Genomic DNA, 17,189 nt, shown 5'->3' with positions numbered 1-17,189 from the left:
CTCATGGGCTTTCGTAAACGTAAGCGCGTCCCGTTCCGCTCCGCCGGCGAGCTGGATGCGATGGCGGCGGCGGGCGCGGTCGTCGGAGCAGCCCTGGTGGCCGTTCGCGCCGCCTCGAAGCCGGGGGTGAGCACCCTCGACCTCGACGAGGTCGCCGAGACGGTGATCCGCGAAGCCGGGGCCGTGCCGTCCTTCAAGGGCTACCACGGCTTCCCGGGATCGATCTGCAGTTCGGTGAACGAGGTCGTGGTCCACGGAATCCCGTCGGCCGATGTCGTTCTCGCCGAAGGCGATCTGGTGTCCATCGACTGTGGTGCGGTCCTCGACGGCTGGCACGGCGACTCGGCCTGGACCTTCGGTGTCGGAGAGCTGTCGCAGGCCGATGCGGAGCTGTCCGAGGCCACCAGGCTCTCGATGGAGGCCGGTATCGCCGCCATGGTCGACGGCGCCCGCCTGACCGACATCTCCCATGCGATCGAACTCGGTACCCGCGCCGCCGAGGAGAAGTTCAGCCGTCCCTTCGGCATCGTCGACGGGTACGGCGGTCACGGCATCGGCCGGGAGATGCACATGGACCCGTTCCTTGCGAACGAGGGCGCGCCGGGCAAGGGCCCGCTGCTGGTGATCGGGTCGACGCTCGCGATCGAGCCGATGCTGACTCTCGGCACCGTGGACACCACTGTCCTCGCCGACGACTGGACGGTCGTCACCGACGACGGATCTCGCGCCGCCCACTGGGAACACACGGTCGCGGTCACCGCAGACGGTCCGCGGATTCTGACTCCCCGCCCGGAATGAGATTCTCGCCCTCTGGGTGTTGAACGCCGCCATCGGCCCCCGCTGTCGGCGTCCCGCAGTGCTAACCTGGCCGGGTCATCTGCTGGGGAGGTCCATGGCGATGGGTGATGCCGTAGGTCTGTCGATCATCGGCGGCTGGATTCCGCTGACGGTGACGGTCCTCGGTGTGGTCGCGGTCCTCTGGCTGATTCTCTCGCCCCGGAAGCGCCATCTGTTCGTGGTGGTTCCGGTGACAATTGCCGTGACAGTCGTGCTGGCCCTGCTGGTGCGTCGTTTCATCGAACATTCCTGGGGCGAATCGGTTCCCGTGGCGGTGTGCGCATGGGGTGCGGCGGGCGTTCTCGGCCTGCTGCTGTCGGTGCCCCGTCTCGTCGCCGGACGCGGCGTCGTCCAGAGATCTGTGACCGTATTGGCCGCAGTGCTGGCTGTCGTGCTCGGGCTCTCGCACGTCAACACGTTCTATGCCTGGTACCCGACCGTCGGTGCGCTCATTCACGACGAGGGTGCCCCGACCGTCTCGGTGGCGCAGGTCGCTCACCATCAGCGAGTCGTCGATCTGCCGGAATGGCGCCCGTCCCGCGACACCGGACGTCACGGGAGGATTCTGACGGCCGGGATTCCCGGTACCGTTTCGGGTTTCCGAGCCAGACCGGCCAAGGTCTACCTGCCGCCGGCCGTCTTCGATCCGGTCTCACCTCGGCTTCCGGTCCTGGTCTTGCTGGCCGGTCAGCCCGGTTCGCCGGAGGATTGGCTGTTCGGGGGCCGGCTGGCGGCGACCATGGATTCCTATGCGAGCGCTCACGACGGCCTGGCACCGATCGTGATCCTGGCCGACGGCACCGGCAGCATCTTCGGCAACCCGCTCTGCTTGGATTCCCGGCTGGGGAGGGTCGCGACATATCTGACCGACGATGTCGCGAGCTGGGCGCGCAGGACACTTCCCGTCGCCGAGACGGACCGGCGGGCGTGGGCCATCGGCGGGCTTTCGTACGGCGGCACGTGCGCACTTCAGCTGGCCACGACCCGTCCGGGGATGTACCCGACGTTCCTGGACCTCTCCGGCGACGCCGAACCGTCTCTCGGTTCCACGAAGACCACGGTCGACGCGGCGTTCGGGGGCGACGCGGCGGCCTTCCGGGCGGTGACACCTCTCCATCTGTTGGCGAGCCGGCGCTACCCCGACTCGGCGGGGGCGTTCGTCGTCGGACGCGGTGACCGTTCCACCCGGCCGGCGGTGGTGACGTCGTACCGGGCGGCGCGGGCGGCCGGCATGGACGTCCACTACTCCGAGGTTCCCGGTGGGCATACTTTCACGGCGTGGGCAGTTGCTCTCCGGCAACAAACGCCATGGCTCGCCCAACGTCTCGGGCTCGGGCCACCCGGACAGCCGACGCATGGTCCAGTTGTGCGCCGAAATCGCCCGGAGCGCATCGAATACGGGACATTGCCGAACAAGGAGGCACTGCGGGGCAGCGCGCCGTCGTACGGTTGACCATGCACTTCGACGTGTCGTGGTCCTCTGCTGTCCGCCGGTTGCCGTTCACCGCCGCGCTCGCCATCGCGCTTGCGGTCGTCGGGGTGGCGACCGGGTCGCTCTGGAGCCGGGCGAACGACAAGGCCTGGTATCACGAGGTGGCCTTCGGTCTGCCCGCTCTGCGTGAGGGCAAGTGGTGGACGCCGATCAGCTCCGCCTTCGTCGAACCCGGCCCGTGGCTGTACGTCATCGCGTTCGTGGTCGTGATCGTCGGAATGGGTTGGGCCGAGTGGCAACTGGGCACCGTGAAGGCGATCCTGGTCGGCGTCGGCGGCCACCTCGTCGCCGGCTTCCTGACCGTCGGTCTGCTGTGGCTGTTGTCGACCGAGGTCACCTCCTGGCGGTGGGCCGAGGAGCTGGCCGATTCGCGGGGGACCGGTGTCGGCGCCCTGGTTGTGTCCGCGGTCGCGGTGGCCTCGGCGACCGTCCGGTCACCGTGGCGCCTGCGCGTGCGTGTGCTGATGGGTGCGGTTGTCGCCATCGCCTTCCTGTTCCAGGGGACGCTCGCCTCCGTCGAATACGTTCTCGCAGCGGTCATCATGCTGGTGATCGGGGAGAAGTTCTTCGCCATCAAGGAACGCGGCTACATGCCGCGCACTCGGCGTGAGGTCCGGATGCTGGGCTGTGCCGCGCTGCTGGTGATCGCGGCGGCGAACCTGATGGTCTTCCTGTTCCCCGGGGACGGCCCGCTGGGCCCGACCGACGCGGGCGACGCCTCAGTGTTCACCATGCTGATCGGTCTGGTGATCAACGTGCTGATCGCCGGCGAGCTGCGGCGGGGAAAGCGCTGGGCCTGGTGGGTCGCGGTCGTGATCGGCGCAGTGAACGTCGTCGCGACGGTGTTGACGGTCGTCCTCGTCATCTTCACCGACGTCTCCACCGAGGGGGCGGTGACACTGGGAACCACATTGCTGTGGGCGTTGTTGCTCGCCATCCTGATCCCCGGCCGGTTCGCGTTCGCCGTCCCGTGGCGGGTGCGGCATGTGGGCGCGGGAGATGACCCCGACGCCGACCCGGTCGACCGGGTCAAGGCGCTCCTGCGTGAACACGGCGGCGGCACGATGTCGTGGATGACGACCTGGCCCGGCAATTCCTATCAGTTCACCGGCAGTGCGGATGATTCCGCGGGGCAGTCGGTGGTCACCTACCAGAACCACGTCGGGACCCTTCTGGCACTGGCAGATCCGGTGTGCGCACCGGAGCGGGGCAAGGCGGCGGTCGACGCCTTCATCGAGCTCGCGGAGCGATCCGGTGCGACGCCGTGCTGGTTCTCCATCGGGTCGTCGACATCGGAGATCGTCACCGAACGCGGTTGGCTCAGCGTGCAGATTGCGGAGGACACGATCGTCGACCTGCCCGGCCTCGAGTTCAAGGGCAAGCCGTGGCAACACGTGCGGTCGGCGATGAACAAGGCCGGCAAGCAGGACATCTCGATGAAGATGGTGACCCTCGCCGACGAGTCCTTCGCCGTGCGTACCCAGGTCCGCGCCATCTCCGAGGAATGGGTGGGGGACAAGGGCTTACCGGAGATGGGTTTCACGCTCGGCAGTGTGGAGGAGGCGATGGACCCCGCGGTGCGGGTCGCCCTCGCCGTCGATCCGGACGGCAACGTCCACGGTGTGCTGTCGTGGCTCCCCGTGTACGGGCCCGGCGGCGGGGTTGCGGGTTGGACCCTCGACATCATGCGGCGGCGGACCGACGGTTTCGGTCCCGTCGTCGAGTACCTCATCGCCTCCTCGGCTGTCGCGTTCAAAGACGAGGGCGCACAGTTCATCTCGCTGTCGGGTGCGCCGCTGGCCCGCACCGGGGATTTCGATCCCGAGCCGCTCGACAAACTGCTCGACGCGCTCGGCGCAGCGCTCGAACCTTACTACGGCTTCCGGTCGTTGCACACGTTCAAGAAGAAGTTCAATCCGCGCTACGAGCCCGTGTACCTGGCTGTTCGCGACGAAGGTGATCTTCCCCGCATCGGTTTGGCCGTATCGCGCGCCTATCTGCCCGACGCCACCGCCGGGCAGTTGCTCAAGCTCGCGGCGGCCGGCAAGGAGGCGTAGGCCGCCCGGCAACCGGTACGCTCGACCTGGACGACCGTACCGGTTGTGACACCCACCGGACACCCAGTTGTCACCGGATCACCCCCGACTCGTTCGCGGGATGTCCGAATCGATCTGAATACTCCCCCGGGTGCCCGCGGTCACCGAACGAGTCCTTCCCCAAGTGGGGCGCCGACGTCCGTGGCGCACCTATGCGCTCTTTCTGGCGATCGTGGGCCCCAATCTCGTGCTCTTGGGGGTGTTCACCTACCGTCCCTTGATCGAGAACATCCGAATGTCGTTCTACGACTGGAACATCTCGTCGCCGGGGGCAACCTTCATCGGGTGGTCGAATTACCGGGAGTGGGCGACGCGCTCCGATACCTGGACGATCGTCTCGAACACCGTCGTCTTCACCGTCGTCGCGGTGGCGGGGAGCATGCTGATCGGACTGGTGCTCGCCATGCTGCTCGACCGGGCGCTCCGAGGTCGGAACCTGGTGCGTTCGGTGGTTTTCGCGCCGTTCGTGATCTCCGGTGCGGCGATCGGCATCGCGTTCCAGTTCGTCTTCGATCCGCATTTCGGTCTCATCAACGACCTGATGACCCGATTCGGCCTCGGCTCTGCACCGGACTTCTACCAGCAGCCCGGCTGGGCACTGTTCATGGTGACGGTCACCTATCTCTGGAAGAACATCGGCTACACGTTCGTCATCTACCTGGCCGCGTTGCAGGCGCGACGGGTCGACCTCGACGAAGCCGCCCAGATCGACGGTGCCAGTGCGGCAACCCATTTCCGCCGGGTGCTCTTGCCGCAGCTTCGTCCGACGACGTACTTCCTGTCGATCACCGTGATGCTCAACTCGTTACAGGTCTTCGACATCATCAACGTGATGACGCGGGGAGGACCTCTGGGTAACGGCACCACCACGATGGTCTACCAGGTCTACGAGGAGTCGTTCCGCAACTTTCGAGCCGGCTACGGTGCCACGGTCGCGACCATCATGTTCGTCGTCCTGCTGGTGATCACCGTTGCGCAGGTGCGTGTCATGGATCGGGAGAGTCGATGAACGACGTGAGCAGGCATCGTCTGGTGACCGCCTGCGGCTACGCGGCCATGGTGCTGGTGGTGGTCGTGGTGGCGCTGCCCTTGGTGTGGATCGTCCTGGCGTCGTTCAAGGACCGCTCCGAGATCTACGTCCAGCCGGCGGTCTGGTGGCCGTCCAGCTGGCACCCCGAGAACTACACGGAGGCAACGACATCCGTGCCGTTCTGGCAGTTCCTGCGGAACTCCGTCATCGTCACGTGTGTCCTGACCGTGGCGAAGTTCGTCCTGGGCGTGCTCAGCGCCTACGGGCTGGTGTTCTTGCGGTTTCCCTTCAAGAACGTCGTGTTCATCCTCATCATCGCAGCGCTGATGGTGCCCAATCAGATCACCGTCATCACCAACTATTCCCTGGTCGCGCAACTCGGCTTCCGGAACACCTTCATCGGCATCATCCTCCCGCTCGCCGGTGTCGCCTTCGGCACCTTCCTGATGCGCAACCACTTTCTGTCCATCCCCGCCGAGATCATCGAGGCCGCTCGGATGGACGGCGCGGGTCATGTCCGGCTGTTGCTGCGGGTCGTACTGCCGATCTCGATCCCGACCATGGTCGCATTCGCGCTCATCACCCTGGTCAACGAATGGAATGAGTACCTGTGGCCGTTCCTGATGGCCGACGACTACTCGGTGGCAACGCTGCCGGTAGGTCTCACGCAGCTGCAGAACAACGACGGCGTCACCAACTGGGGACCGGTGATGGCCGCGACCGTCCTGGCGATGCTCCCGATCCTGATCGTGTTCCTGGTACTGCAACGCCAGATGATCAAGGGCCTGACCTCCGGTGCGGTCAAAGGATGACCAGCACGGGCTCCACGTATCCGACGAACAACGAACAAAGGGGTATGACACCATGACCGATCTCTCGCGCCGGGGCTTTCTCGCCGCGGCAGCCGCCGCAGCCGCCGGTCTCACTCTGGCCGCCTGTGCCGGTTCCGGAGACAGCGGGGGCGATTCCGCCGGCGGAGACGCCAACACCCTCACCTTCTGGTCGAATCACCCCGGTAAATCGGCCGATGTGGAGAAGGAACTGATCAGCCGGTTCGAGGCCGCCAACCCCGACATCAAGGTCAAGCTCGTGGACGGCGGCAAGAACTACGAAGAGGTCGCCCAGAAGTTCAATGCGGCGCTCTCCGGCGGATCGGTGCCCGACATCGTCGTCCTGTCGGATGTGTGGTGGTTCAACTTCGCTCTGCAGGGCGCGATCACGCCGCTCGACGACCTGTTCGGCAAGGCCGGCGTCAACACCTCGGAATATGTTGCCTCGCTGGTCGAGGACTACAACTGGAATGATCAGCACTGGGCGTTGCCGTACGCCCGGTCGACGCCGCTGTTCTACTACAACAAGGACGTGTGGGCGAAGGCCGGACTGCCCGATCGCGGTCCGGCCAGCTGGCAGGAGTTCGGTGAGTGGGGTCCGCGGATCCAGCAGGTCGTCGGCTCGGGCAAGAAGGCCCACGGCTGGGGTAACGCCACCGACTACCTGGGCTGGACCTTCGAGGGTCCCACCTGGACCTTCGGTGGTGCCTACTCCGACCAGTGGGACCTGAAGTTCACCGATCCCAAGACGATCGAGGCCGCGCAGTATCTGTCCGACTCGATCAACAAGGACAAGTACGCCGCGATCTCCAACGACATCGCCGCCGACTTCAGTGCCGGGATCATCGCGTCCACCATCGCGTCGACCGGTGACCTCTCCGGTGTCACCAAGGATGCCAAGTTCAGCTTCGGCACGGCCTTCCTGCCTGCGCCGGACGGAACAAAGGGCTGCCCGACCGGCGGCGCCGGCCTCGCCATCCCGGCGAAGATCTCCGATGAGCGGAAGGTGAACGCGCTCAGGTTCATCGACTTCTTCACCAACACCGCCAACACCGCGTACTTCTCGCAGAACGTCGGTTACATGCCGGTGCGGACCGGGGCGGCCGACGACCCGTCGATGAGGAAGTTCCTGGCCGAGAACCCGAACTTCAAGACCGCCATCGAGCAGCTGCCGAACACCAAGTCGCAGGATTACGCCCGGGTGTTCCTGCCCGGCGCCGACAAGGTGATCGGCACCGGCTACGAGCAGATCGGTCTGCGCAACGCCGATGTCACCAAGACCCTCGGCGATGTGCAGCAGCAGCTGCAGCGGATCTACGACGGACAGATCAAGTCCAAGCTGCCGAACTGATCACGCACCCCGTAACCATCTCTGACAGCAAGACACAGGGCAGGATTCGATAGTTCATGGCTTCAGTGACCTTCGACGCGGCGACCCGGCGGTTCGCCGACGACCTACCACCCGCGGTGGATTCGCTCGATCTCGACGTCGCCGACGGCGAGTTCATGGTGCTCGTCGGCCCGTCGGGTTGCGGTAAGTCGACCAGCCTCCGGATGGTCGCGGGCCTGGAGTCGGTCGAATCGGGGGCCATCCTGATCGACGGCGTCGACGTCGTCGGGATGGCCCCCAAGGCGCGCGACGTCGCAATGGTGTTCCAGAACTATGCGCTGTACCCGAACATGACGGTCGCCGACAACATGGGCTTTGCCCTCCGCAATGCCGGTATGAGCAAGCCGGACACCGGCAAGCGTGTGGCCGAAGTCGCCGAAATGCTCGACATCGCACATCTTCTCGACCGGAAGCCCGCCAAACTGTCGGGGGGACAACGGCAGCGGGTGGCGATGGGACGTGCGATCGTCCGGCGTCCCAAGGTCTTCTGCATGGACGAGCCGTTGTCCAACCTCGACGCGAAGCTGCGGGTCAGCACCCGCGCGCAGATCGCCGCGATGCAGCGGGAACTGGGTGTCACGACGCTGTACGTGACACACGACCAGATCGAGGCGATGACCATGGGGCACCGGGTGGCCGTCCTCGACCATGGTGTGTTGCAGCAGGTGGGCACTCCGCGGGAGATCTACTCCAGGCCGTCGAATCTGTTCGTCGCATCGTTCATGGGGTCGCCGCAGATGTGTCTGATCAACGGCCGCATCGACGACGGTGTCGTGCGTCTGGGCGCGGCACACCTACCGGTGCCCGACTCCGTCCTCGCCGCTGCGAACTCCTCGGAGGTGGTCGTCGGACTCCGCGCCGAATCGTGGACGGTCTCGACGGTCTCGCACGACGGGGCGCTGCGCGGGACGGTTGATCTGGTCGAGGAACTCGGCGCCGAACAGTTCGTCTACTGCAGTGCCGATGTCCCGCTGCGGAACAGCCGTATCGTCGTTCGCGTCGACCATCGGCGCACCATCGATGTCGGTGACGTGGTCGGTCTGGTGCCGGAGCCCTCCGAGACCTACTGGTTCGACCCGGTCACCGGTGCCGCACTCGACGATCCGCTGCGCCACGACCTCAACTCGTGACGATCCCGGCGTGTTCGTCGACGGCGACGACCCGATCCGGCCGCGTGTAGACCACCATCGACTCGCCGCGGGAGAACCCGATCAGGGTGATGCCGAGCTCGTCGGCGAGATCGGCGGCGAGCGAGGACGGCGCCGACACCGCGCTCAGCATCGGGATGCCCGCCATCGCGGCCTTCTGCACCAGTTCGAAGCTCGCCCGGCCGGAAACCTGGAGGACGGTGCCGGTCAACGGGAGTCGGTCGGCGAGGACCGCCCAGCCGACGACCTTGTCGACGGCGTTGTGCCGGCCCACGTCCTCACGGACGACGAGCAGTTCGCCGTCGGCGTCGAAGAGCGCCGCCGCGTGGAGCCCGCCGGTCTTGTCGAAGACGTCCTGCTCGACGCGTAGACGGTCGGGGAGACCCAGCAGCGTGTCGACGTCGACGGTCAAGGTGTCGGCCGCCGGGTCGTGGGCCGACGCGGTGTGGACGGACTCGATGCTGTCCTTCCCGCAGACACCACAGGCACTGGTCATGGTGTTGTGGCGGACGACGCCGGATGCGGGCGGCCGAACGTGGGCGGCCAGCGAGACGTCGACGACGTTGTAGGTGTTCGCGCCGGTGGAGTCGGTACCCGCGCAGTACCGCGCGGTGGAGTAGTCGCTGCCGGCGATGATGAGACCCTCGGAGACGAGGTATCCGGCCACGAGTTCGAAATCGTGGCCGGGGGTACGCATGGTGACGCTCAGCTGTCGACCGCCCACGCGGATCTCCAACGGTTCCTCGACGGCGAGGGTGTCGGCACGCTGCGTCGGGGCCGCATCGCGTCGGATGCGGGTGACGCGCCGGCGTGCGGTTATTCGTCCCACGGTTCGACCCTAGTCGTCAGACGTCGAGAATCAGGGTGACCGGTCCGTCGTTGACCAGGCTCACCTGCATGTTCGCTCCGAACCGGCCGGTGGCGACGGTTGCCCCGGCGGCGCGCAGGGCGTCGGCGACCGCGTCGACCAGCGGCTCGGCCACCGGGCCCGGGGCCGCGGCGTTCCAGGACGGGCGTCGTCCCTTGGCGGTGTTGGCGTACAGGGTGAACTGGCTGATGACCAGGATCGGGGCGTCGATGTCGGCGGCGGCTTTCTCGGGGCCGTCGTCGCCGTTGAAGATCCGCAACCGCCAGATCTTGTCAGCCAGCTTCGCGGCATGGTCGGCGGTGTCGTCGTGGGTGGCGCCGACGAGCGCGACCAGGCCCGAACCGCCGGCCGGGATGTCGAGTTCGCCGACGACCTCGCCGTCGACGCTCACGCGGGCTTGACTGACTCGCTGGATGACGGCTCGCACCGGTCCAGGATGCCAGGCGCGCGTGGCTCTTTCGCGACAGGGGAGACCCGGAGAGCTACCTGATCTCGATGTCCCCGTCGAACTCGTACGGGGTGGCCGCGGGCTTGCATCCACGGAAGGAGGCGGTGGGTGCCGGGCCGTTCACCCCGACCTTGTTGTCGTCCTCGCCTGCGCCCTTGCGTACGGTGATCTGCACCGCGAGTGCGTCCTTCAGCGGAGCGGGGACGAGGTTGGGCTCGGTGCCGGTGATCGGGTACACCAGCGACGCCGTGTTGCCCTCGGTGTGGATGCACGTGATCGGTCCCTTCACCTTGAACGGGAGGGGATTGTCGTCGTCACCGGCCAGCAGGGTCGCGACGTAGGTTCCGGTGGTCTTGCCCTCCGCGTCGGTGGTGCCCTCGGCCGTGATCTCGAGGATCTCGGGGTCCGGCGCGATCTCGAGTTCGCCGGAGACCTTCAGCGACTTGGTCTCGGCGGCGTCGGCCGGCGCGGTGACCCCCAGGGTCGCGACCAGTGCGGCCGCTGCGGCGACACCGGTGGCGGTGAGTGCGCGTACTCGGATACCCGTCATGACAATCTCCTTCGCTAGACTCCGCTCTCCTATTCCCCGGCCCCCCTCACGGTAGAAACCGCGTTCCGGCGGTGTTATCGGGTTGTGACCCAGCTGTTGTCGATCCGTGGCGAAGATTCTTCGCGCACCGGGCAATTCGGGTGCGCATCACGTCGAACGAGCTCAGTTGAGCGCGAACGTCACCGTGACCGTGAAGGTCAGCTCCTGCTCGCCGGGTTCGATGGGGACGGGGGCTGCGGCGACATCGCGCTCGAACGAACCGGGGGAGGCGGGCTGCTCCTGGCCGCTGGTCGTCTCCTTGACGGTCAGGACCTTGCCGAGATCGTCGCCGGCCAGCGAGGCGTACTGCTCGGCGCGCCCCCGGGCGTCGTTGAACGCCGTTTCCCGGGCCTCCTCGAGGAGTTGAGAATCGTCGTCGATGGCGAAGGCGACATTGCTGATCCGGGTGTTGTCGCCGCCCGCGGTGGCGGCCGCGCTCAGGATCGTCGAGGCCGTGGAGATGTCGCGGATGGTGACCCGGATGGAGTTGGTCGCCACATATCCGCTGATCTGACCGGAACCGCCGGGGACCGGGCTCGAGTACTGCGGGGTGACCGAGACCTGCTGGGTGGCCACGTCCTTGCGTTCCACACCGGCGCCGACGATCGCGTCGGTGACCGCGCGGATCTTCTCGCTCGTCTCGTTCACCGCGGTGGTCACGTCGCCGGCCGTCGACTCGACGCCGATGTCGGCGCGCAATGTGTCGGGGGCGCCGCTGACCTGTCCGGAGCCGACGACGGTGACCGACCGTTCCTGATCGACGGCCGCGTCGCTGCCGCACGCGGCGAGCGTGAGAGACAGCGCCGGGACGGCGACGGCCACGCCCCCGAGGCGTCTGAGGCCCTCGAGGGTCTTCCTCGCGGCGCTCATCGATCGACCGGGTCCCGCATCAGCAGCGCGAGTAGCCAGCCCACGACCGAGACGACGATCGCGCCGAAGATGGCCGACCAGAAGAAGTCGTCGACCTCGAGACCCCAGTGCGTGGTGTTGCGGGTGATCCACGCGGTGATCTCCAACATCAATGCATTGATCACGATGTGGATGAGCCCCAGCGTCAGGATGTAGAAGGGGATCGAGATGATCTGCACGATCGGCTTCACGAAGGCGTTGAGGACGCCGAAGATCACGGCCACGACCAGTGCGATCCCGATCTTCTCGGCCGTCGTCGACCCGCCGACGAACTCGATGCCCGGGACGATCAGCGTCGCCACCCACAACGCCACCGCGGTGCACACGGTGCGGACCAGAAATGCCAGCATGGGCAACAGTCTGCCAGTACGGTCGTGCCGAAATCGTGGTCTCGTGTCCGAACCATGTGGATGGCCGGGTAGATCGGCACGCATTTGGACTGTTCTCGCAGTTCGCGTAACATAGATCGTCGGTGCGTCTCGCGTGCCGGTGTTCGCGTGCCCCCACGCGGATCCGGAGACGCTCGCACCGGGTGCAGGTCCTTGCGGACCGGTGCCCACACCCTAACGGACAAACACTGATTCAACCGGGCCAACGACGCAGCACCATCCGGGTGTCGCGGAAACGGCCAGGATCGCGGAGGACATGGCGAAGAAAGACGGGGCCATCGAGGTCGAGGGTCGAGTGATCGAACCCCTGCCCAATGCGATGTTTCGTATTGAGCTGGAGAACGGACACAAGGTTCTCGCCCACATCAGCGGCAAGATGCGGCAGCACTACATCCGCATCCTGCCCGAGGATCGGGTCGTCGTGGAACTCTCGCCCTACGACCTCGGTCGTGGGCGGATCGTGTACCGCTACAAGTAAGACTTTCCCGGCGCCGCCGGGAGAAGACTTCCCCGACATCCGTCTGGGAGGAGACCGACACCCACGTGTACGGCCGCGTTTCGGCGTGCGCGCGGGCGAGCCGAGCAGGAGAGATTGACGTGAAGGTTCAGCCGAGCGTCAAGCCGATCTGCGAGAAGTGCAAGGTGATCCGCCGCAACGGTCGGGTCATGGTGATCTGCGAGAACCTGCGTCACAAGCAGCGTCAGGGCTGATCACGCGCACCCCTCCGGGTCGCTTGAGTCAGAACAACTGAAGAACGACAACCGAATATCAGAAGACCTCTCAGCACCAGCGGCGACAGACGAGTCACCGCCTACCTCCGGATCAGAGGCCGGAGCCCGCGAGGTGTGGACACACGGTCCGCACACAGCTCACGGGACGGACTGGGAGAAGACCTCTGGACATCGAAAAGGAAATCCGCCACATGGCACGTGTTGCTGGTGTGGATCTCCCCCGCGAAAAGCGGCTGGAGATCGCACTGACCTACATCTACGGAGTTGGACGCACCACCTCCAAGGAGATCCTCGCGGGAACGGGCCTCAGCCCCGACCTCCGCGCGAAGGATCTCACTGACGCAGACGTCTCGAAGCTGCGTGAGTACATCGAAGCCTCGGTGAAGGTCGAGGGTGACCTGCGTCGCGAGGTGCAGGCCGATATCCGTCGCAAGATCGAGATCGGCTGCTACCAGGGTCTGCGCCACCGTCGTGGCCTGCCCGTCCGTGGACAGCGCACCAAGACCAATGCCCGCACTCGCAAGGGCCCGAAGAAGACCATCGCCGGGAAGAAGAAGTAATGCCTCCGAAGTCACGTAGCGCAGGCCCCAAGAAGGGCACCCGCCGTCGCGATAAGAAGAACGTCCCGCACGGCCACGCACACATCAAGTCGACGTTCAACAACACCATCGTGTCGATCAGCGACCCCAGCGGAAACATCATCAGCTGGGCGTCGTCGGGCCACGTCGGTTTCAAGGGCTCGCGCAAGAGCACCCCGTTCGCGGCTCAGCTCGCGGCCGAGAACGCTGCGCGCAAGGCCCAGGAACACGGCGTCAAGAAGGTCGACGTGTTCGTCAAGGGACCGGGCTCGGGTCGCGAGACCGCCATCCGCTCCCTGCAGGCAGCCGGCCTCGAGGTCGGCACCATTTCCGATGTCACCCCGCAGCCGCACAACGGTTGCCGTCCGCCCAAGCGGCGTCGGGTCTAGCGGGAAAGGGAGGAACAGAGAAACATGGCTCGTTATACCGGCCCCGCAACTAAGAAGTCTCGTCGTCTTCGCGTCGATCTGATCGGTGGAGACGCTGCGTTCGAGCGTCGCCCCTACCCGCCCGGCCAGCACGGCCGCTCGCGGATCAAGGAGAGCGAATACCTCCTGCAGCTGCAGGAGAAGCAGAAGGCCCGCTTCACCTACGGAGTGATGGAGAAGCAGTTCCGTCGCTACTTCGAGGAGGCGAATCGTCGCACCGGCAAGACCGGTGACGAACTGCTGAAGCTGCTCGAGACCCGTCTCGACAACGTCGTGTACCGCTCGGGCATCGCGCGGACCCGTCGTCAGGCTCGCCAGCTGGTCAGCCACGGCCACTTCACCGTCAACGGTGTGAAGGTCGACGTCCCCAGCTACCGCGTCAGCCAGTACGACATCATCGACGTCCGTCCGAAGTCGCTGCAGACCGTCCCGTTCCAGATCGCCAAGGAGCTCGTCGGCGATCGTCCGGTCCCGGGTTGGCTCCAGGTCGTGCCCTCGACCCTGCGCATCCTCGTGCACTCGGTGCCCGAGCGCGCTCAGATCGAGGTCCCGCTGCAGGAACAGCTCATCGTCGAGTTCTACTCCAAGTAGTTCCTCGAGCAAGACCAGCCCGACAGCTACCTGCTGTTCGGTTCACCCTCGAGGCCGTCATATAGCGGGCGGCCAAAGGAGAAAACGAAATGCTCATCTCACAGCGACCCACCCTCACCGAGGAAGTCATCGCCGAGAACCGGTCGAAGTTCGTCATCGAACCGCTCGAGCCGGGCTTCGGTTACACCCTCGGTAACTCGCTGCGTCGTACTCTGCTCAGCTCGATCCCGGGTGCTGCGATCACCAGCATCCGGATCGACGGTGTCCTGCACGAGTTCACCACCGTCCCCGGGGTCAAGGAAGACGTCACCGACATCATCCTGAACCTCAAGGGCCTCGTGGTCTCCTCGGACGAGGACGAGCCGGTCACCATGTACGTGCGCAAGCAGGGTCCGGGCACCGTCACCGGCGCCGACATCGTGCCCCCGGCCGGTGTCACCGTGCACAACCCCGATCTGCACATCGCAACCCTGAACGACAAGGGCAAGCTCGAGATCGAGCTCGTCGTCGAGCGGGGCCGCGGCTACGTGCCGGCCGTGCAGAACAAGGCGTCGGGTGCCGAGATCGGCCGTATCCCGGTCGACTCGATCTACTCGCCGGTGCTCAAGGTGACCTACAAGGTCGAGGCCACCCGTGTCGAGCAGCGCACCGACTTCGATCGGCTCGTGCTCGACGTGGAGACCAAGAACTCGATCAGCGCGCGTGACGCGCTGGCGTCGGCGGGCAAGACCCTGGTGGAGCTCTTCGGGCTCGCCCGGGAGCTCAACGTCGAGGCCGAGGGCATCGAGATCGGGCCGTCTCCGGCGGAGGCCGACCACATCGCGTCGTTCAGCCTGCCGATCGAGGATCTCGAGCTGACCGTCCGTTCGTACAACTGCCTCAAGCGCGAGGGTGTTCACACCGTCGGCGAGCTGGTTGCCCGGACCGAGTCGGATCTGCTCGACATCCGCAACTTCGGCCAGAAGTCGATCGACGAGGTCAAGGTCAAGCTGCACGCGCTCGGCCTGTCCCTCAAGGACAGTCCGGCCAGCTTCGATCCGTCGCAGGTCGCCGGTTACGACCCCGCCACCGGTACGTGGTCGGAAGACGCGTCGTTCGACGCCGATTCCGGTGAGGATTTCGCCGAAACCGAACAGCTCTAGTCGCGTCGCCGCGGCAAGCTGTCACGCTCGCCCAAACCCTGACTTCCCGCTCGAGCGATCGGGAGTCCTCCTAGGAGAAGACAATGCCCAAGCCCACCAAGGGTGCCCGCCTCGGCGGGTCGGCCAGCCACCAGAAAGCGATGCTGGCGAACCTCGCCACCTCGCTCTTCGAGCACGGCCGCATCACCACCACCGAAGCAAAGGCCAAGCGCCTGCGCCCGTACGCGGAAAAGATCATCACCCACGCCAAGGCCGGCAAGCTGGCCAACCGTCGTGAGGTGCTGAAGGACATCCGCAACAAGGACGTCGTGCACACGCTGTTCGACGAGATCGGCCCGTTCTTCGCCGATCGCAACGGTGGTTACACCCGCATCATCAAGACGCTGCCGCGCAAGGGTGACAACGCCCCCATGGCCGTGATCGAGCTGGTGCGCGAGACCACCGCGTCGAGCGAGGCTTCGCGCGCGACCCGCGTCGCCGCCTCGAAGAAGGCTGCGGAGACCGAGAACGTGGTGGAGGCTGTCGAGGCCGACGCCACCGACGCCGAGGTCGCCAACGCCGAAGCTGTCGCCGAGGCCGTCGACGACGAGTCGACCGCCGCCACCGCCGTGGAGGCGGAAGAGGCGACCGACCCCGCTTCGTCCGACACAGACGACGACAAGAAGTAGTCGACTGAGTCGAGAACTGCTGACCGAACCCGTCGGCCCGGATTCCGGTGCCGGCGGGTTCTGTCGTCTGCGCTTCGACCTCGGCTACGACGGCACCGATTTCGCCGGATGGGCACGGCAGATCGGTCAGCGCAGTGTGTGCGAGGAACTCGAGACCCGGTTGTCGACGATCCTGCGGGTGCCGGTCCGGCTGACGGTGGCCGGGCGGACCGACGCCGGTGTGCATGCGACGGGGCAGGTCGCGCACGCCGTCATCCCGGCCTCGGCGCTGGAGACCCGGTCGATCGGCGGGGACCCGTCGACCCTCGTCGGTCGACTGGCGAAGATGTGCCCGGATGACATCCGGGTGAAAGAAGTCCGGGTGGTACCTGACGCATTCGATGCGCGGTTCTCCGCGCTACGACGCCACTACCGGTACCGCCTGGACGATTCGCGCTGGGGCCCGGAACCCGTGGTGGCCCGGACCACGGCGACGTGGCGCCGACCGCTCGATGTGCGAACGATGAATGCCGCGTCGTCGGAGTTGTTGGGGCTGAACGATTTCGCCGCCTTCTGCCGTCGTCGCGAGGGCGCGACGACGATCCGCGACCTCCAGCGTTTCGAGTGGACCCGCGACCCGGACGGAGTCCTCGTCGGTGAGGTCACTGCGGATGCGTTCTGCTGGTCGATGGTGCGGTCGCTGGTGGGTGCCGTCGCGAGCGTCGGCGACGGCCGGCGCGGCATCGACTGGTGTCGAGGACTACTCTCGGAGAAGGTGCGCAGCCCGCAGGTTCCGGTGGCGGAGGCCCGCGGACTGTGTCTGGTTGGCGTCGACTATCCGGCCGACGACGAACTAGCCGCCCGCAACACGGTGACCCGCGACGTGCGCGGATCCACCGGTTGCTGCGGCGGCTGAGGTAGCCCTGCTTCCTGAGTAGCCCCGGAGGTTGGGGGGGGTGAACAATTGCTCCCTGAGTAGCCCCGGAGCTTGCGGAGGGGAGGGTGAACAACTGCTCCCTGAGTAGCCCCGGAGCTTGCGGAGGGG

At 66.2% G+C, this 17,189-nt stretch carries 20 protein-coding genes; 15 read left to right on the top strand and 5 right to left on the bottom strand.

Annotated features, from left to right (window positions below):
- Window positions 1-3: 3 nt before the first annotated feature.
- The 7 genes from map to GAA2_RS17900 all read left to right on the top strand — a co-directional run bounded on the left by map (window position 4) and on the right by GAA2_RS17900 (window position 8,805).
- Window positions 4-798, top strand: coding sequence for a type I methionyl aminopeptidase (gene map, locus GAA2_RS17930; protein WP_159404904.1), 795 nt, complete (start codon window positions 4-6; stop codon window positions 796-798).
- Window positions 799-898: 100 nt separating this feature from the next.
- Window positions 899-2,290 carry an alpha/beta hydrolase gene (locus tag GAA2_RS17925; protein WP_316249304.1) on the top strand — a complete coding sequence of 464 codons (1,392 nt, stop codon included), beginning with the start codon at window positions 899-901 and terminating at the stop codon, window positions 2,288-2,290.
- 2 nt (window positions 2,291-2,292) lie between these two features.
- On the top strand, window positions 2,293-4,386 hold the full coding sequence (locus GAA2_RS17920) for a bifunctional lysylphosphatidylglycerol flippase/synthetase MprF (RefSeq protein ID WP_159404902.1): 2,094 nt from the start codon (window positions 2,293-2,295) through the stop codon (window positions 4,384-4,386).
- A 130-nt stretch (window positions 4,387-4,516) separates the two neighbouring features.
- On the top strand, window positions 4,517-5,434 hold the full coding sequence (locus tag GAA2_RS17915) for a carbohydrate ABC transporter permease (protein ID WP_006360190.1): 918 nt from the start codon (window positions 4,517-4,519) through the stop codon (window positions 5,432-5,434).
- Window positions 5,431-6,267, top strand: coding sequence for a carbohydrate ABC transporter permease (locus GAA2_RS17910; RefSeq protein WP_024497740.1), 837 nt, complete (start codon window positions 5,431-5,433; stop codon window positions 6,265-6,267). Before GAA2_RS17915 ends, GAA2_RS17910 begins: the two co-directional genes overlap by 4 nt.
- A gap of 52 nt (window positions 6,268-6,319) precedes the next feature.
- The gene (locus GAA2_RS17905) at window positions 6,320-7,636 is read left to right on the top strand and encodes an ABC transporter substrate-binding protein (protein ID WP_159404901.1); all 1,317 of its coding nucleotides are present in this window, start codon (window positions 6,320-6,322) and stop codon (window positions 7,634-7,636) included.
- A 56-nt stretch (window positions 7,637-7,692) separates the two neighbouring features.
- Window positions 7,693-8,805 (top strand): ABC transporter ATP-binding protein, encoded by a 1,113-nt coding sequence (locus GAA2_RS17900; protein WP_024497742.1) that lies wholly within the window; start codon window positions 7,693-7,695, stop codon window positions 8,803-8,805.
- On the opposite strand, the gene fdhD is transcribed toward GAA2_RS17900, so the two are convergent.
- The 5 genes from fdhD to GAA2_RS17875 form a co-directional block, all read right to left on the bottom strand.
- The gene (gene fdhD / locus GAA2_RS17895; protein WP_006360186.1) at window positions 8,795-9,652 is read right to left on the bottom strand and encodes a formate dehydrogenase accessory sulfurtransferase FdhD; all 858 of its coding nucleotides are present in this window, start codon (window positions 9,650-9,652) and stop codon (window positions 8,795-8,797) included. The genes GAA2_RS17900 and fdhD overlap by 11 nt on opposite strands.
- A gap of 16 nt (window positions 9,653-9,668) precedes the next feature.
- Window positions 9,669-10,118 (bottom strand): D-aminoacyl-tRNA deacylase, encoded by a 450-nt coding sequence (dtd, locus tag GAA2_RS17890; protein ID WP_159404900.1) that lies wholly within the window; start codon window positions 10,116-10,118, stop codon window positions 9,669-9,671.
- A gap of 55 nt (window positions 10,119-10,173) precedes the next feature.
- A complete protein-coding gene (locus tag GAA2_RS17885; protein ID WP_159404899.1) occupies window positions 10,174-10,689 on the bottom strand; it encodes a hypothetical protein in 516 nt (171 codons plus the stop codon).
- A gap of 162 nt (window positions 10,690-10,851) precedes the next feature.
- Complete coding sequence (locus GAA2_RS17880; RefSeq protein ID WP_159404898.1) at window positions 10,852-11,598, bottom strand: SIMPL domain-containing protein; 747 nt, start codon at window positions 11,596-11,598, stop codon at window positions 10,852-10,854.
- Window positions 11,595-11,987, bottom strand: coding sequence for a phage holin family protein (locus tag GAA2_RS17875; protein WP_006434603.1), 393 nt, complete (start codon window positions 11,985-11,987; stop codon window positions 11,595-11,597). The genes GAA2_RS17880 and GAA2_RS17875 overlap by 4 nt, the downstream gene beginning before the upstream one ends.
- 295 nt (window positions 11,988-12,282) lie before the next feature.
- Between GAA2_RS17875 and infA the strand changes: the two genes are divergently transcribed.
- The 8 genes from infA (at window position 12,283) to truA (ending at window position 17,060) form a co-directional block, all read left to right on the top strand.
- Window positions 12,283-12,504, top strand: coding sequence for a translation initiation factor IF-1 (infA, locus tag GAA2_RS17870; protein ID WP_005170487.1), 222 nt, complete (start codon window positions 12,283-12,285; stop codon window positions 12,502-12,504).
- Window positions 12,505-12,623: 119 nt separating this feature from the next.
- Window positions 12,624-12,737: a 50S ribosomal protein L36 gene (gene rpmJ / locus GAA2_RS17865; protein ID WP_005207978.1), complete on the top strand. Its 114-nt coding sequence runs from the start codon at window positions 12,624-12,626 to the stop codon at window positions 12,735-12,737.
- 212 nt (window positions 12,738-12,949) lie between these two features.
- Window positions 12,950-13,318, top strand: a complete 369-nt coding sequence (gene rpsM / locus GAA2_RS17860; RefSeq protein ID WP_006360180.1) for a 30S ribosomal protein S13 — start codon at window positions 12,950-12,952, stop codon at window positions 13,316-13,318.
- Window positions 13,318-13,725: a 30S ribosomal protein S11 gene (rpsK, locus tag GAA2_RS17855; RefSeq protein WP_004023536.1), complete on the top strand. Its 408-nt coding sequence runs from the start codon at window positions 13,318-13,320 to the stop codon at window positions 13,723-13,725. The genes rpsM and rpsK overlap by 1 nt, the downstream gene beginning before the upstream one ends.
- Before the next feature lie 24 nt (window positions 13,726-13,749).
- Window positions 13,750-14,355, top strand: a complete 606-nt coding sequence (rpsD, locus tag GAA2_RS17850) for a 30S ribosomal protein S4 (RefSeq protein WP_005197585.1) — start codon at window positions 13,750-13,752, stop codon at window positions 14,353-14,355.
- Window positions 14,356-14,444: 89 nt separating this feature from the next.
- On the top strand, window positions 14,445-15,497 hold the full coding sequence (locus tag GAA2_RS17845; protein ID WP_005197582.1) for a DNA-directed RNA polymerase subunit alpha: 1,053 nt from the start codon (window positions 14,445-14,447) through the stop codon (window positions 15,495-15,497).
- Between the two features lie 83 nt (window positions 15,498-15,580).
- On the top strand, window positions 15,581-16,165 hold the full coding sequence (gene rplQ / locus GAA2_RS17840; protein WP_159404897.1) for a 50S ribosomal protein L17: 585 nt from the start codon (window positions 15,581-15,583) through the stop codon (window positions 16,163-16,165).
- 19 nt (window positions 16,166-16,184) lie between these two features.
- A complete protein-coding gene (truA, locus tag GAA2_RS17835) occupies window positions 16,185-17,060 on the top strand; it encodes a tRNA pseudouridine(38-40) synthase TruA (protein WP_191835022.1) in 876 nt (291 codons plus the stop codon).
- Window positions 17,061-17,189 lie beyond the last annotated feature (129 nt).

Source organism: Gordonia ajococcus (assembly GCF_012974285.1).
GTDB classification, from domain to species: domain Bacteria; phylum Actinomycetota; class Actinomycetes; order Mycobacteriales; family Mycobacteriaceae; genus Gordonia; species Gordonia amicalis.
This window is presented reverse-complemented; position numbering and strand designations above follow the sequence as displayed.

Coding starts and splice junctions, on each gene's coding strand:
- GAA2_RS17905 (WP_159404901.1), top strand. CDS start 6,320: ATGACCGATCTCTCGCGCCGGGGCTTTCTCGCCGCGGCAGCCGCCGCA.
- GAA2_RS17880 (WP_159404898.1), bottom strand. CDS start 11,598: ATGAGCGCCGCGAGGAAGACCCTCGAGGGCCTCAGACGCCTCGGGGGC.
- GAA2_RS17920 (WP_159404902.1), top strand. CDS start 2,293: ATGCACTTCGACGTGTCGTGGTCCTCTGCTGTCCGCCGGTTGCCGTTC.
- rpsM (WP_006360180.1), top strand. CDS start 12,950: ATGGCACGTGTTGCTGGTGTGGATCTCCCCCGCGAAAAGCGGCTGGAG.
- map (WP_159404904.1), top strand. CDS start 4: ATGGGCTTTCGTAAACGTAAGCGCGTCCCGTTCCGCTCCGCCGGCGAG.
- GAA2_RS17875 (WP_006434603.1), bottom strand. CDS start 11,987: ATGCTGGCATTTCTGGTCCGCACCGTGTGCACCGCGGTGGCGTTGTGG.
- infA (WP_005170487.1), top strand. CDS start 12,283: ATGGCGAAGAAAGACGGGGCCATCGAGGTCGAGGGTCGAGTGATCGAA.
- GAA2_RS17910 (WP_024497740.1), top strand. CDS start 5,431: ATGAACGACGTGAGCAGGCATCGTCTGGTGACCGCCTGCGGCTACGCG.
- rpsD (WP_005197585.1), top strand. CDS start 13,750: ATGGCTCGTTATACCGGCCCCGCAACTAAGAAGTCTCGTCGTCTTCGC.
- rpsK (WP_004023536.1), top strand. CDS start 13,318: ATGCCTCCGAAGTCACGTAGCGCAGGCCCCAAGAAGGGCACCCGCCGT.
- rplQ (WP_159404897.1), top strand. CDS start 15,581: ATGCCCAAGCCCACCAAGGGTGCCCGCCTCGGCGGGTCGGCCAGCCAC.
- GAA2_RS17885 (WP_159404899.1), bottom strand. CDS start 10,689: ATGACGGGTATCCGAGTACGCGCACTCACCGCCACCGGTGTCGCCGCA.
- GAA2_RS17845 (WP_005197582.1), top strand. CDS start 14,445: ATGCTCATCTCACAGCGACCCACCCTCACCGAGGAAGTCATCGCCGAG.
- GAA2_RS17925 (WP_316249304.1), top strand. CDS start 899: ATGGGTGATGCCGTAGGTCTGTCGATCATCGGCGGCTGGATTCCGCTG.
- GAA2_RS17900 (WP_024497742.1), top strand. CDS start 7,693: ATGGCTTCAGTGACCTTCGACGCGGCGACCCGGCGGTTCGCCGACGAC.